General features: G+C 42.3%; 13 protein-coding genes. All 13 read right to left on the bottom strand.

Annotated elements, in window-relative coordinates; genetic code table 11:
• Window positions 1–319: 319 nt before the first annotated feature.
• Window positions 320–2,677: a tyrosine-protein kinase gene (locus NW212_RS02130; RefSeq protein ID WP_258337005.1), complete on the bottom strand. Its 2,358-nt coding sequence runs from the start codon at window positions 2,675–2,677 to the stop codon at window positions 320–322.
• Window positions 2,678–2,695: 18 nt separating this feature from the next.
• Entirely contained in the window at window positions 2,696–3,487 is a 792-nt protein-coding gene (locus tag NW212_RS02125) for a polysaccharide biosynthesis/export family protein (protein ID WP_258337004.1), read from the bottom strand.
• A gap of 17 nt (window positions 3,488–3,504) precedes the next feature.
• Window positions 3,505–4,425 carry a phosphoenolpyruvate carboxykinase gene (locus NW212_RS02120; RefSeq protein WP_258337003.1) on the bottom strand — a complete coding sequence of 307 codons (921 nt, stop codon included), beginning with the start codon at window positions 4,423–4,425 and terminating at the stop codon, window positions 3,505–3,507.
• Between the two features lie 46 nt (window positions 4,426–4,471).
• A complete protein-coding gene (locus NW212_RS02115) occupies window positions 4,472–5,563 on the bottom strand; it encodes a nucleotidyltransferase family protein (RefSeq protein ID WP_258337002.1) in 1,092 nt (363 codons plus the stop codon).
• A 13-nt stretch (window positions 5,564–5,576) separates the two neighbouring features.
• Complete coding sequence (locus NW212_RS02110; protein WP_258337001.1) at window positions 5,577–5,846, bottom strand: PqqD family protein; 270 nt, start codon at window positions 5,844–5,846, stop codon at window positions 5,577–5,579.
• Between the two features lie 10 nt (window positions 5,847–5,856).
• A complete protein-coding gene (locus tag NW212_RS02105; protein ID WP_258337093.1) occupies window positions 5,857–6,450 on the bottom strand; it encodes a sugar transferase in 594 nt (197 codons plus the stop codon).
• 70 nt (window positions 6,451–6,520) lie between these two features.
• Window positions 6,521–7,645: a glycosyltransferase family 4 protein gene (locus NW212_RS02100; protein ID WP_258337000.1), complete on the bottom strand. Its 1,125-nt coding sequence runs from the start codon at window positions 7,643–7,645 to the stop codon at window positions 6,521–6,523.
• 275 nt (window positions 7,646–7,920) lie between these two features.
• Entirely contained in the window at window positions 7,921–9,042 is a 1,122-nt protein-coding gene (locus NW212_RS02095; protein WP_258336999.1) for a glycosyltransferase family 1 protein, read from the bottom strand.
• Window positions 9,039–10,169: a glycosyltransferase family 4 protein gene (locus NW212_RS02090; RefSeq protein WP_258336998.1), complete on the bottom strand. Its 1,131-nt coding sequence runs from the start codon at window positions 10,167–10,169 to the stop codon at window positions 9,039–9,041. Before NW212_RS02090 ends, NW212_RS02095 begins: the two co-directional genes overlap by 4 nt.
• 222 nt (window positions 10,170–10,391) lie before the next feature.
• A complete protein-coding gene (locus NW212_RS02085) occupies window positions 10,392–11,696 on the bottom strand; it encodes a hypothetical protein (RefSeq protein WP_258336997.1) in 1,305 nt (434 codons plus the stop codon).
• Between the two features lie 7 nt (window positions 11,697–11,703).
• Window positions 11,704–12,681 (bottom strand): glycosyltransferase family 2 protein, encoded by a 978-nt coding sequence (locus NW212_RS02080; protein WP_258336996.1) that lies wholly within the window; start codon window positions 12,679–12,681, stop codon window positions 11,704–11,706.
• Window positions 12,678–13,640 carry a glycosyltransferase family 10 domain-containing protein gene (locus NW212_RS02075; protein WP_258336995.1) on the bottom strand — a complete coding sequence of 321 codons (963 nt, stop codon included), beginning with the start codon at window positions 13,638–13,640 and terminating at the stop codon, window positions 12,678–12,680. The genes NW212_RS02080 and NW212_RS02075 overlap by 4 nt, the downstream gene beginning before the upstream one ends.
• Window positions 13,637–14,386 carry a glycosyltransferase family 25 protein gene (locus NW212_RS02070; protein WP_258336994.1) on the bottom strand — a complete coding sequence of 250 codons (750 nt, stop codon included), beginning with the start codon at window positions 14,384–14,386 and terminating at the stop codon, window positions 13,637–13,639. Before NW212_RS02070 ends, NW212_RS02075 begins: the two co-directional genes overlap by 4 nt.
• Window positions 14,387–14,390 lie beyond the last annotated feature (4 nt).

Here is a 14,390-nt window from a genome sequence, read left to right as displayed (position 1 = left end):
CCGTTCATTCGCTGTTCCCTTTTAATTTTTTTAATTACGTGAGTTCTGTATAATGTTGATTTGTCCCCCTAAATGGAATCATAGCGGTAAAGTATCAAAAGTTGTGATGCTTGAAACAACATTTTAACGATTCCGCTACATCCTTAGCGGCTAAAGTTACGTATATTTATGATATGACGGATAATTTTTGCGAAGAATTTGCTCTTTGGGTGGTAAAAAATGCCAAAAAAGACAAATTTCGCGCTCTGATACCCTAGGAAATGCAGGTTTGTGGGCAAAAGAAGTCCATGCCGGATTATGCAATTGTACCGGCGGAGCGTCATTTCTTTTTCTTCGAATGTCCGTAACCGTATCCATGTCCGTAACCGTAACCGTAACCATATCCGTAGCCGTATCCGTATCCCCGGCGTTTCGGATCCACTCCGTTGAGAACGAGCGCCATGTTACGCAGCTTCTTTCCTTCGTAGAGGTCTTCGATGTCAGGGAGCTGGCGGCGGTCCAGACGTCCGGCGCGCGCCACAAACACGGTGAGGTCCGCTATACGGTTGGCGATGCTGGCATCGGCGATGATGCCCACAGGCACGTTGTCGGCAATGATATAGTCGTAACGTTTGCGCAGTTCGGCAATCAGTTCGTCCAGGCGGCTGTCCATCAGCAGTTCGGCCGGGTTGGGAGCCGATGGTCCGGACGGAATGACATCGAAGTATTCGTGCTTCTGGATGATGTCATCTACGGTGACCGAAGAGTCGGACAAGTAGTTTGTAACGCCGTTTTGACGGCTTCCGAAGCGGTGGCTCAGCGTACCTTTGCGGATGTCGAGGTCTACCATGGCGATCCGTTTCTTTGTATAAGAAAGGCTGGTGGCAAGGTTCTGCGAGATGAAGGTCTTTCCGGCACCTTCGCTGAACGATGTAAATGTGATCACCTGTATGGGCTTGTCTTTGTGCGACATGAACGAGATGTTGGTGCGCAGGATGCGGAAGGCTTCAGACACCATGCCGTCTTCGTCCGCTATGCTTGCAATTCTTCCATTCTGGTGTCCTTTCGATTTTTCCTTGTCGAAAGGAATCTCTCCGAGGAACGGCACGTTCAGCGCTTTTTCCACCTCCTTGCGGCTGCGTACACGTGTGTCCATGAAGAGTACCAGCAGGCATCCCACAGCCGGCAGGGCAATTCCGATAAGTATTCCGAGCAGCAGAATGCGGTTCCGCTGGGGTGAGATGGGCGAGTCGCTTCCTTCCGCCCCGTCGATTACCCGGGCATTGTTGTCTGCCATCGCCTGCGAGAGCGCGTTTTCCTCACGTTTGTTCAGCAGATACAGATAAAGTGCTTCCTTGATTTTCTGCTGGCGTTCGATCGACAGCATCTGGCGTTCTTTGGTCGGGATCGCCGTTACGCGGTCCTGTGCCCTCATTTCCCGGTTCTGCGCATCGTTCCGTTTTACGTTCAGGCTGACAATCATGTTGTCAACGGCGCGTATGATATTCTGTTTCATGGCCCTGAGCGTGTTGTTCAGCTCTTTCACAACCGGATTGTTCTCGCTGCTGTCGTCTATCAGCCGGTCACGCTTCAGTTTGGCTGTGTTGTACAGATTGATCTGGTTTTCGATATTCATGTCGCTGATACCGGTGTTCGACGGAATCAGGTCGGTTTCCTTGGTCGGGTCTGTCAGGTATTCCTTGATGAAGTTTGCCAGTCTGAGCTGCGTTTCCAGTTCCAGTGCGTCGGTGTTGTACTTCTGCGATTCAGACATGTACATGCCTGCCGACGAAGCGATATCGATAATCTGGTTTCTCTGCTTGAACGATTCCAGATCCGATTCTACGCTTCCCAGTTCGCTTTCGATGATGATGAGGCGTTCGTTGATGAAGTTGGCCGTATTCACCGCCACCTGGTTCTTGTCTTTCACCGCCTCTTCGTTATACACGTTGATAAGCGTGTTCAGCATGTCTTCCGCGCGTGCCGGCGAACTGTCCTTCAGCGAGAGAGTAAGGATAGAAGATTCTTCTTCTTCCTGACGGATTCCGATCGCCCCCTTGTAATAGTTTACCATAGACTCCACCGGACGCTTTACGATGCGGATCGAAGCGTCTTTCCATGAATCGGTATAGAAGTTGGTGGATGTGGCCACGATGCGCATGCCTTCGGCCAGTTCCGTCGTGTCGTTCAGGCTGATGGTATAGTTCGGTTTGGCACTGATGCCTGTAAAGTCCGAAAGCTCCACTGTCTTGTTGTCCTTCAGCGTCAGCGTAAAGGCAAAATGCTGTTCGGGCAAAGCATCCGGGAAATTGACCAGTACGGGCGACTGTGTATACAGCTCGTTGGTGCGCAGTCCGTCTTCCTTCAGGTAGCTGATATCGGCGTGTATCCGCTTTACCACTTCGCGCACCAGTTTCTTGGAACGGAACTGAAGAATTTCGTTCGCTACGTTTACTTTGTTGATGATGTTGTCGAAGCGGTCCAGTCCCGTAGTGGAAGTCTTGTTGGACGGATCTTTGATGATAACGGTTGCCGACCGGAAATAGACCAGCGGCGCACTGGCATAGCAGTACCATGCTATGCCTCCGCATACCAGTATCGAAATGAGGAACCATTTCCACTTGGATGCGAAATAAACGAGCAGATCCATTAGGTTTATGCTCTGGTCGTTCTTGTTTGTCGGAGTATTAGTCTGCATAGTTTTTTTATAGAATGGTTATTTGGTGAGCCATAAGATTGAACATATGACACTTGCGACAGACAGTAGGGTTGTTGCGAATTGCCAGCCGCGGTCTTCGTTGTCTTTCTTGCGGTATTTGGGTTCTACATATACGATGTCGTTCTGCTGCAGGTAGAAGCAGGGCGAGTCGAATATGTCTGTGCTACGCAGGTCGAGCATGTGCATTTCGCGTTCGCCGTTCACTTCCCGGATGACGGCTACCCGGTCTACCTTCGCTTTCGCGCTCAGGTCACCCGCTTTGGCTATGGCTTCCAGAATCGTTATCCGGTCACCGTTTGTGGTGAAGGTGCCGTTACTTGCAACAGCTCCCAGCATGGTGTACTTGAAGTTGAGGAACTCGATCGAGATGAGCGGGTCGTTCATGTAGTTTCCCTCTTCAATCCGCTTCTTGATCAGTTCTTTCACCTGGCTTACTGTCAAGCCCTCTACATACAACTTGCCGAGAATGGGAAAGTCGATGTTTCCTGATGCGTCCACGCGGTATCCGTTCTCGTTTGTTCGGGTTGAATTGTCTGCCGTGACATTTCCGTCGGCTCCGACCTTGAACGTCCCTCCGGAAACGTTGAACGGAATGGCAAGTTCCGGATTTTTGTTGCTCACCGTAATGCTCAGCCGGTCGTCTTTGTGGATAACAGCTTCATAGCTGGTTTCTATGGGGTATTTTTCCCCCAGCTGCATATCCTGCAGGTAGACGAAATTCTTTCGTGAAGCGCAGGATGTCAGCAACAGTACGGCAATCAGACTTGCCCATAAAAATTGTTTGTTCATTGTTGTGTGTTATAAATTTAATGGATTATACTTATTTCATCTGGAGTTGATAAACGATTCAGATTCTGAAAGCACAGAAGTGCCGCTTCCTCGTCGGGTCTGCATTCAAGCGTACCGACGGTTGTCATTCCGGACAGCCGTGCCAGTGTGTCGTACAGGCAGTTGCGCAGGCGGATATCCTGCGATATCACTGAGCATCCCGGATAAAGGATGGCAAATGCTTTTGTTCCTTCCTTCAGGATGAAGCGGTTTTCGGGTGCCTGGACCAGCCGTACCATCCCTTCTATGGGATAGGAGGCGTTTTTATAGCAGGGCGTCTTTCCGCTCCAGGGTGTGCCGTAGGCATATGCTTTGTCGTTCACGATGCGGACGGTAGGATTGTCATCGTTCAACAGTTCGGCACCCGGTATGCAGGCGGTCCATAGACTGGCATGGGTGCTTTTGCCTGTTCCGCTTTTTCCCATGAAAAGGTAAGCCTTGTTTTCGTGTGAAACCGTTGCGGCATGAATGGATACAGCCTCATGGGGCAGTATGGCTTGTGCATAAGCGATGCGGATCATGGAAGACAGTATGTTTCCCACGTATTTGTCGCTCCACAGAACAGAAGCTCTGACGGACGAAAAGTCCGGGGATGCCTGTAGCCGATGGGTATAGCCGTTGTTTGAAACATCAACGCGGTAGCCTGAGCTTGAAGCGTATAAGCTCAGATGACCCATGTCATTATCGGTTTCCTCCAGCAGCTTGTCCGAACTTTCTTCCTGCGAAATACCGTCTGGCAGTGCCGAAAAGTTGAAAAGAATCTGTCCGTCCGTATTTTCTGTTTCCCGGAAAGGGCGGAAGGAAGGAAGCAGCTTTTCGATGTCTGATGCTTCAGGCAACTGTACCGAGAACAGAAAGTCTGCTATGCGGAAATAATATGTAGTGCAATTGATAGGCATAAAAATACTTAATCGGAAAATTTAAACTCTAATCTCTCTGCCTCCTTTACCTGAACTGTCCTTTTATCAGGCTGGTGAAAATCCAAAAGGCTTCTGTCGGTGCATAGCGGAAAGCAAAGCCTACGTTGTGTCCGAATGAGCGTGCTGTTTCCCATTTGCGTGCCTTTCCTTCCGTGTTGCTGTATAGCGGGTTATGCTGTCCGAAGTTTCCTCCCCTCCAGACAATTTCGGATAGAGGCTGTGCTGTAGATGCGGTTTCATCGTATGGAAGGCATTCGGCAGGCAGCCCGAGGCAGTTTACCAGAAAAGCATGCAGCAGCGGATTCCATTGTCCGAGCCCCAGTTTCCGGCATACTGTTTTCATTTCTTCCCGGTTGATATCCCCATGCAGTTTGTAGCAGGCACGTGCCATGTCGCAAAACTGGCGCAGGCCGATGCCTCGTCCCAGCGCATGTTTCAGGATGTGCAGGTTCAGCAATAGCAGGTTGAGGAAAGGGGAGGGAAGCCGGTAAGGTGCCGATCCTGTTTCTTGAAATCCTTTCTGACGTATCAGCAGGCCGATGGCATGCTGCTGGAATGGATTGTACAGATCAAACAGCCGTTGGTGATGTTCCACCTTCACTCCTTGCCACACGTAGAATGCACTGCCGTCGGGTTCTTCCTTTATCTGTATGCGCATTTGCCTTATATGTTGCAGTGCGGCCTCCCTGTCGTGTGCGCTTTGAAAATAAAGATCGATGTCGCCGCATTCCCTGAGCAGCGGATTTTCGTAAAGCCGGGCTATGCCTTGTCCTTTCTGGAGGATCGGATTCAGTCCTTTTTCCTTGAAAGAGGAGCAGAGAGTCTGCAATGCAGCGTTCATTTTTTTGTTTCTCCGTTCGATGGCATCCGTTTCGGCGGTCCATTGCAGCAGCAATGTTTGGGGAGGAAGCAGATTGTCCGGCAAGCAGCGCAGTCCCTGGAATGTCAGTCCGGTAACCGTCTGCTGTCCGGCCATCCTGAATACATGCTTCCACTCCGTTGCCGAAAGAGGAAAAAGATTCAGGTTGTTCGGGCTGCATTCCCATAATCCGGCCTTCAGAAGCGCAAGCAACGCCGTCTGTACCTTTCCGGTATTTTCTGTTTCCCTGGATGTCATAGTTTCGGAGGGGTCAGCATATCAGGCCATAAGATCTCCATTCGGCCAGTTGCCTTTCCACGTCGTGCAGAGCCGTATCTTTGTTTGTTTCATATATTCCGCACAGATAGTCGGCCAGTCCCTCAGGGGTTGAATTTCCTTCCTCTATCTGTGTCCATAGCTGTGCAGCCGTCTGATTCAGGCTATATACGCTGCTCATGTTTACATTTCCGTCGCATGCGTCCGCAATCATGTACTGGCTGCCTATTTTTCTCAGTTTCAGTCCGGGTTTTGTCTTTACCATATTTGTTGTTTTAGAATTTCTTTCCTGTAAGAATGGAACTTACCGTAAGGAAGATAATCTTGCAGTCAAGCCACAATGACCTTTCCCTCATATATTTCAGGTCCATTCTGAGCCGTTCCAGCATTTTCTCCATCGTATCGGTATAGCCGTTGTAGAGCGTGGCCGGAGAAAAAACCCCGGGGCGAAGCTGGTACAGCAGTTCGTAGTTCGGATTTATCGCCGTAATTTTGTCGACAAAGAACTTGCGTTCCGGGCGCGGCCCCACAAAACTCATTTCCCCTTTGAGTATGTTCCACAGTTGAGGCAGTTCGTCCAGATGATGCTCACGCAGGAAAGCTCCTATCTTGGTGAGCCGTTTGTCGTTCTTCTGGCATAAAGCCGGTTTGCCGTCCGATTCAGACTGTACGGTCATGGAGCGGAATTTGTAGAGCATGAACGGCTTTCCCCCATAGCCGATACGTTCCTGCTTGAATATGGCCGGGCCTCCATCTTCCCGTTTGATCAGATAATAAATGGTCAGGTATACAGGCGAGAAAACCACCATACCCAACAAACTCCCCAGAATGTCAAAGGCACGTTTTGTCCTACATGCAGCAACCGACATGCTTCTGTAATTGTAACTTCTTTCTGCCGTTACATTTGCTTCCAGTGTCTTTGCGATTGCATCTGTACTTTCATTTTTCATAACAATATATATTTAAGCATTTACTTATCATCTTTTCCTTGGTGAATAGCTCCCGGTATCTGCTTGCTGCACCTTCTGAATACCTTTTATATGCAGCTTCGTCTTCCGTTACGGCTTTGATGGCTTCGGCCAGCCTGTGCGCATCTTCCGGATTGACATTCAGTCCGGATATGCCGTGCGCATTAACCCACGCCACTCCTGAATGCGGAATGTTTGTGGCGATAACCGGTTTTCCGCACGACATGGCTTCGATCTGCACGATGCCGAAAGCTTCTGTCTTTTGTATGCTGCTGAGACAGAACACATCGCATGCTCCATAGTATCCTGAAAGCTCTTCATCGCTGATACGTCCTACCAGAAATACTTTCTCCGACAGGTTCTGTTCTTCGATTTCTTTCTGCAGGTCATCTTTCAGCGGTCCTGTTCCCCCTATCAGGATCACATAGCTTTCATCCAAGTATTTGGCTGCATTGATCAGGTATCTGTAGCCTTTGTAAGGGACCAAACGCCCAAGCGAGAACACGATTTTTTTTCCCCTGTATCTTTCTCTGATTTCTTCTGTTTTTTTCAAGTCCTGTTTTACGGGTGCTATTCCGATCGGAAGGCAGACCGTTTTTTCCTGTACTTTCTGCAGAAAAGGTGATTCGGCCAGATATACAGGCGATGTGCCTATAATCAGGTCAGCACGTCTGATCAGCCATTGTTGCAGCGGCTTGTACAGTTTCAGCAGAAACTGCTGCTTCAATATGTCGCTATGCCAGTGCAGGATGACTCTCCCCTTGTAGCCGGACAGAAACAAGGCCAGGCAGGCCATCGGATCGGGATGATGCACATGGATGATGTCATATTGCCGCTGCATCTTCCGCAGCATAAAGACCATAGCCGGCGAAATCATGGTTGCGGCGGCTTTCATCCATGTATGGCAGCATATTATCCGTGCATGTTCGTTTATTGGAATGATCCTGTTTCCCCCTTGTATGGCAGCGCACATCATGTCACAGTCAGTGTGCTGTTCAGACAGTCCGACAGTTAAGTCATATGCCACCTTTTCTATTCCTCCGCGTATCGGATAAAATTTGCCGAGTTGCAGTATTTTCAACGGTTTATTTTTCATAGAAGTTTTTCATTTGTTTGTTGTTCCCGGCAGCGTCTGACTGTATGCCTCCGCTTTAGATCCGTTGCAGCATGTCAGTGACGCTCCGTCAGTTCGTCATAAAGCCGGATATAGTCCGCATAGCGGTCTTCTTTGTTGAAATGCTCCAAGGCGTATTTGCGGCACAGTTGCTGATAGTGCAGCTTTCCGGCTTTCCGGATGGTGCGGGCAGCGTCAAGCAGCCCTTTTATGTCGCCCTAAATCAGATTAATGTTTCAAGTGATATAAAGAATTCTTTAATTGGAGGGCTTTTCGTATATCAAATAATGAAATAGTTCTTCCCATGAGAAAGCTTTTGGAGCATCTATTTTTTTCCGCTTTATGTTTTGTAAATCAGATTCATCCCCTTCAATTAAACGCTTCATCATTTTTTTCAATTGACAAGCATCTTCCGGAGTAAAGAAAGCTGTTTTTTTGCTGCCGGCCGCCGCTCCATGTGCATAGGGTAAATCAGCTAGCAGCATAGGTTTTCCGGTACACATAAATTCAGAAATAGGAAGCCCCCAAGTTTCAACCTTGGATGGAAAGACAAGACAGTCAACAGAAGTGTAACAGTCAAACAATTTATTTCGATTCATTAATCCTTCAAAACAAATTGATTTGACTTTTCCCCATTTCCTGAAAAGCCAACGTGAATATTTGTTTTCTGTTCCATCAATTGTTAATAGGAGTCTAAATCTATTTTGTCCCATTTCGCTCTCCAATAATCTTGCAGCCTCACATACCGTTTCAAAATTTTTATGGCAGTCAGGTGTAGAGGCAAATAAAAAAGTATAGTAAATATTTCTACATTCTATAGAGGAAGGCAAGTCATATCGCTTAAGTTCGGGAGGTGCTACAATAAAATGCTTTTTTTCTACCCCTAACATTTTACTGAAACCTTGTCTAAGATATTCTTGTTGTACAATCATATATATATTTTTATGTACATTTATTTGATAGGCAAAACGGGTAAATATCGAAAACAATGGGATCTTATAGTCAAAAAGAAAATCTCTCCAATGCCATTTATAAAAAGGGAAAGAGGTCTGACAATAAACAGCCTGCCGTTCCGCACGTACTCTTGGAGTTGTATCATGTAAAGAAAGCCAAAGATATACGGGAGCAAATGTTTTTGAAAGCTGGAACATTGTAACATATTCACACCATAATCTTCGTCCCCATCCTTTTATAATATCCGGCATTTCCACATATTGAATATTCGGATAGTCAGCAAGTTTCCTTTTATGTACAAGTGCTATGATTTTGTATTCTTTTGACAAAGCAGATTCAGAAAGGAACTTCAAACAATTCTGAAGTATAGTCAATGTGCCTCCTTTACGCAAGTTTACTGCTGAAACCACGATTGTTTTCATCATTTTTGTGTAAGATTTCCGAACAGGTCAATCCATTGCTGCATGACATGTTCCATGGAATATTTTCTAGAATTGATAAATGCTGCCTTTCCCATTGATTCACGCAATTTCTTGTCTTCCATTAACCGTAGTATTTTGTTGGCTAACTCTATCACATCTCCTTCAGAAACAAGGAAACCGCTGATGCCATCTTCAATTAAATCTTTTGGTCCACATTTACAAGTAAAACTGACGACAGGAAGTCCCGCGGATTGTGCTTCCAGAAGAACCATAGGAAGCCCTTCGTATCTTGAAGACAGAACAAATAGAGAGGCCTTTTGATAAATAGAAATCATATTAGGTCTTGAATTATCAAGAATGACACGTTCTCCTATACCATAAATATTGATTTTCCGTTGTAATTCTTCATGTTGTTCACCGTTTCCCACGATACGTAAAATCCAGTCTGCATTTTTTTTACACACAATATACCATGCATCTATCAATATGTCGAATCCCTTTTGAAAGCAATACCTTCCAACGGCAATTACTTCTTTATTATCTAGTGGAGTTAGACTTGAAAATGTAAAAGTACGTGCATTGGGTATAACACAGATATTTTTTAAATTTCCCCAATAACTTTTGTCTTCATTGGTTAAAACAACAAATTTGTCATATTTTTTTACAATGGATGCGTCTTGGTGACTTCTGAATCTGTCCGCTAATTTCCACAAACCTTTCCGACCATACTGTAACCGTTTGAAACGAGAAAAATGTATTTCTAGAATCTTCTTACTCCCATCATGAATAGACGGTAAAAATTCTGCGTCATTGCAGTACATGGAAATCGTTATGTCGGGTTTCTCTTTTTTTAATAATGCCGTAAGTCTTCTTTTATGTTTTATCTGTTTAATAGGATAATGAACCAGTTTGTTCCAGATAGACTTACCGTTGTTCTCCTCGTAATTGATATTTAGATCAATACATCTGATGCGGTTGTTCAATGGAAAAAAAGAAGATTCCCCACACTGATCCGTTGTTACAATAACAATGTCGTATCCGCATTCTGCCAAGAAATTAGCTTTGTTTGCTAATACTCGTTCCATCCCTCCTGAATGTCGGGTGCCAGCTATGCAGTAAATTATTTTCATATAATAACGTTAGTGATATGAGTCGTTTAGTGTAGTTCTCTAAAAATGTCCAATTCTATTAAGAAATATGTTTTTGATCTCAGAGTAAAATGCATATTCTGTCTTGTCAATATAATTATCTTTTCTGAATTCAGAGAAAGTTCACTTTTCTAGATGCTTCTTGTGCAAGATCTGCTTGACTATATCTTTATGTTTCTTTTAGGTTAAATAAAAATTAGTCTTTTATGTTGGGGATATGTTTACTGTTTTATTGCATGTCTGCTTTTCCATCTTCTCATTGTCTGTTTTGTCAACCATTAGGAAGAGGGCAAAAACAAGAAATATATCGGTAGATACCTTGAACCAAACGATGAAGTTTATAAGAAGTATCATAAAAAATAAATCTTTCATATAGGGAAAACGTTGGTAACAAATTCTATATGTTTTATAAATGAATATGGAAAATGCAATTAAACCAATTAAGCCAAAATAAAAGATAAAACGTAAATATCCCACATCTGTGCCCATATAATAACCGCCATAAATTTTTCCAGTATAATAGGAATCAATGTCTGAAGGATTAAGAAAATATCCGTCACCGATAATCCAAGTTTTCAGCGTTTCAGGAAACACATACATTGATTTCAGTATCTCATTTGAGCCTACTTCCCATTTTCCCGTTTCAAAAAAACTAAAAAAGCCTTCAAATGCAAATCGGACATATTTATGTATAGCTGTATTCGTATTATAAAAATATATGATAATAGGAGTTAATGCTACAACCAGAAATAGCATCCATAAAAATATTTTCCATCGTGATACACCAGAAGAATTCCCTGATGCATATATTAAATATAGTAATCCCATAATTACTCCAACGGAAGTTGTGCGAGCCATCATGTTACCTATTACAGCCAATACCAGAAAAGCCATAATATAAATCCAGATGTATTTTTTATTAAAAAAGTCTCCAATTCTTGTTAAACCGAAAGCGATTATAACTAGTACAACAGAAAAGCGAATTCCCGCTGTATCAAGTGAAGCACCTATGCCATATAAACGTTTCATATTCTCCATGTCATCTTGTGGACCCATAATTGCTACGGCAATAGCTTTCATTGAAGGCATAAAATCAATCATTAAAGCCAATATGCATTGTCCTACACAAACGATTATTAAGTAATTGCATATTAGTGGAAATGAAATATATCCATGTACTGTTTTTATAAGGCTACAAACGACATATGCAGCACTGAGCCAAACACTCATAGATATAATATAGGTAGCATATGTGTAATCAGGTGTATTGTTATAGACAACGGAAAACAAACCTACTATGGATATGATTATAGCCCAGATTAAAAGTTCATAGATATTGCTGTCAAAATCAGACTTTTTTTTACAAGCATGTTGATAGCCAAACATGACCAATCCTATTACTGCCATAATGGTCTTACCCGTTACACCTGGCAAAAAAGTTAACGGGAAAGGAAAATAATATAAACTGACAATTGCCGTAGTGATAATTACCAATATTGCTTTTATCATTCCGAAATTATTTATAGATTATACCATAAATAAATTTATATACCACCTTGTAATATAGCCAAACTAAAAGATAACATCTTTGTGCTGCTGCATATTGCAAAAGACGCAGTCTTAATGATAAGTCTTTATTTTTTAAAATATAGGCATTGGCCTCCTTGTACCATTCATTCCACAATTGATACATCTTTTTGTTATCTGTTATAAGGAAAGGCAGTTTGATATTCAATAAAAAAAAGGCTATTTCCTTTTGCAGGGTGTTACCTTTCCTCTTTTCTAAAAAATGAATAGTTTCTTCCACATTATAACGCAAATCCTCAAGATTTCTTTTGGAATAGGCTTGTGTGAAAGCTCTTGTATTTAGTCTTACATAATGGTAAAATGCTTTAGGCACATATGCTACATGTTTTGCACAAGCCATTAAGCGTATCATTGTCATATCTTCTCCCATTCCATGTCCTTCTGGGAACCAAATACCGTTTTTTTCGTATAGACTTCTTTTTATGAGTTTGTTCCAAACATTGTATTTCATTGATCCTGAAAGCATTCCTTGTAAAGAAGCGGAAGCAGTAGTATAATCCGGCTGTTTCATGTAGCGTTCGTTCTTGTTGAATGATAAAAACCAATCACACCATACAATATCTGCATTCTTTTCTATTGCTTTTTCATATAATTGAGCCAGCATATCTTTTTCCACCCAATCATCACTATCGCAATGAAAGATATAATCGCCAGTGGCTACTTTAAGTCCCGTATTTCTTGCCGTAGGAAGTCCTTCATTGCATTTATGGGAAAGAATTTTAACATTGGGTATTCGATCAGGATAAGATGCAATTGTTTTTTTTAATAAAGAAATGCTGTTGTCAGGCGAACAGTCGTCGACAAATATGTATTCCACATTTTGAAGAGTCTGTTCCATTAATGAAACAGTGCAACGGGCTATGAAGTATTCTACATTGTATATAGGAACAATTACACTTATTTTCATATCGTATCCTTCAGTTTTTTATATGCAGAAATAAAACGTGATATTTTCAACTTTTCGTTTGCAAAGGCCAAAATCTTCAAGTTTTGTTTGTATAACTTTTGCATGCCGTCATCAACCAAATACCGCGCAGATTCCAAGGGCTTTTCAAATATGTGATAGAAAAAGTCAGAAAGCCTGTTTTCCCAATTGAGGATTTCTGAATTATTAATCCAAGGTTCTTTCATCATTTTAAGATAGAGGTTGTCGTTGGAATCTAATTCCACAATTCGTTCTACGACTTTTTCCAGAGAGGAATATTCTCTAACGTTTACAAATGATAATTCATTAAAATCTTTTCCAATCCAAGGGTTACCCCAATAAATAGGAAGTGTGTCGGCCACCATGGCATCTAAGATTTTTTCAGTAGTATAACCAAGCACCGAACTGTTTTCAAAAGCTATATTAAATTTATAACCGCTGATGAATTTTAATTTGTCATGGATTGGTCCTCCTACATTATTCCATAACTTTCCGCCAGAATCTACTTGTTTATATTCAGAAAGCAGTCGAAAGAAACGTTCCCTGATGGGATTTGACCATTTCGCATTGGAAACGACCACACTACAAAATTTTCTATTCAAGATTCTGTCTGGTGTAAAGTCTTTTTCCAAGGGAAGATTCTTGAAATTATCACATACAACGAATAGAGGTAATCGTAAATATCTGTCTCCGAAATTTAAAAAATCAAACCCCATTGCATAATCACAAAGATTAAAATCCGGTACAATATTTTCACCGACAAACATAATCTTTATGCAGTTGTATTTTAAATGGGCGTATCCAAAAGTAGAAAAGAAAAGATAATCAGGTGAGTCCGTCAGAACTACTTTGTAATGTTTTTTTAATGCTTTTATTATGAAATTAAATTCCGGATTAAAATCACCCCAGAAATCTACAAATTTAATCTTTAAGACTTTCATTTCCTTATTTTTGAAACGAACTTTTTACGAAGCAACTTCTTTCCTATGGCCAACCAATAAGCATCAATGCAATTTGCTAAAGACATGTTATCTTTTTTACCTCCCCAACAAGATTGATTGATTGTTGAGTTAAAAGATTCTATATTTGCATCCACTAAATATGGGTAAATGGCTTTTAAGTGGACTCCTTGTCTTTTATACAAAGCCCAACTGTCTGCTACATTAGCTGCAACTTTATTCTTTTTTAATATAAGTTTTACTGCTGCATAATTTATTAAATAAGCATACGATCCTACAGCATCAAAGACTGATGCTATTGAATATTTTTCATTTATCTTCTTTAATTGATAATACCAATAATCAGCAGATAAGAATAAGATTGTAGGAACATTTGTATTAATATGTGCTATCAACTCTTTTGCAATAGACAACTCTTTCATTATTGTGACATCGTCCTCCAGTATTAATACATAACTTAGTTTTTCCCTTAAAATCTTCTGGTAACATTGATAATGGCTCAATGTACAGCCAATCTCACCCACATTCAGATTACGTCCATATCTTTGGTATGCTAGTTTTCTATCAAAACGGTTAGTCAATTCCTCTTCAGACAGACATTTTCCATCAATCGCCTTTATAAAAGAAACATCCAAAAAGTTAAATTGAGAAAGTAATCGGTTCATGTAAACCTTTCTTTCGGGAGTACGCTCTAAATTTACAACAAAGGTAGGTATCATTTTATACATTTAT

The organism is Bacteroides sp. ET225 (assembly GCF_024733745.1).
Lineage (GTDB): Bacteria > Bacteroidota > Bacteroidia > Bacteroidales > Bacteroidaceae > Phocaeicola > Phocaeicola excrementipullorum.
Note: the sequence above shows the minus strand (reverse complement) of the source record. Positions and strands in the feature narration are given on the sequence as shown.

Excerpts from the sequence above, each read along its gene's own strand:
- NW212_RS02080 (WP_258336996.1), bottom strand. The coding sequence starts at position 12,681 with ATGAAAATAAGTGTAATTGTTCCTATATACAATGTAGAATACTTCATA.
- NW212_RS02085 (WP_258336997.1), bottom strand. The coding sequence starts at position 11,696 with ATGATAAAAGCAATATTGGTAATTATCACTACGGCAATTGTCAGTTTA.
- NW212_RS02120 (WP_258337003.1), bottom strand. The coding sequence starts at position 4,425 with ATGCCTATCAATTGCACTACATATTATTTCCGCATAGCAGACTTTCTG.
- NW212_RS02105 (WP_258337093.1), bottom strand. The coding sequence starts at position 6,450 with ATGTCGGTTGCTGCATGTAGGACAAAACGTGCCTTTGACATTCTGGGG.
- NW212_RS02100 (WP_258337000.1), bottom strand. The coding sequence starts at position 7,645 with ATGAAAAATAAACCGTTGAAAATACTGCAACTCGGCAAATTTTATCCG.
- NW212_RS02130 (WP_258337005.1), bottom strand. The coding sequence starts at position 2,677 with ATGCAGACTAATACTCCGACAAACAAGAACGACCAGAGCATAAACCTA.
- NW212_RS02070 (WP_258336994.1), bottom strand. The coding sequence starts at position 14,386 with ATGTATAAAATGATACCTACCTTTGTTGTAAATTTAGAGCGTACTCCC.
- NW212_RS02095 (WP_258336999.1), bottom strand. The coding sequence starts at position 9,042 with ATGATGAAAACAATCGTGGTTTCAGCAGTAAACTTGCGTAAAGGAGGC.
- NW212_RS02125 (WP_258337004.1), bottom strand. The coding sequence starts at position 3,487 with ATGAACAAACAATTTTTATGGGCAAGTCTGATTGCCGTACTGTTGCTG.
- NW212_RS02090 (WP_258336998.1), bottom strand. The coding sequence starts at position 10,169 with ATGAAAATAATTTACTGCATAGCTGGCACCCGACATTCAGGAGGGATG.
- NW212_RS02115 (WP_258337002.1), bottom strand. The coding sequence starts at position 5,563 with ATGACATCCAGGGAAACAGAAAATACCGGAAAGGTACAGACGGCGTTG.
- NW212_RS02075 (WP_258336995.1), bottom strand. The coding sequence starts at position 13,640 with ATGAAAGTCTTAAAGATTAAATTTGTAGATTTCTGGGGTGATTTTAAT.
- NW212_RS02110 (WP_258337001.1), bottom strand. The coding sequence starts at position 5,846 with ATGGTAAAGACAAAACCCGGACTGAAACTGAGAAAAATAGGCAGCCAG.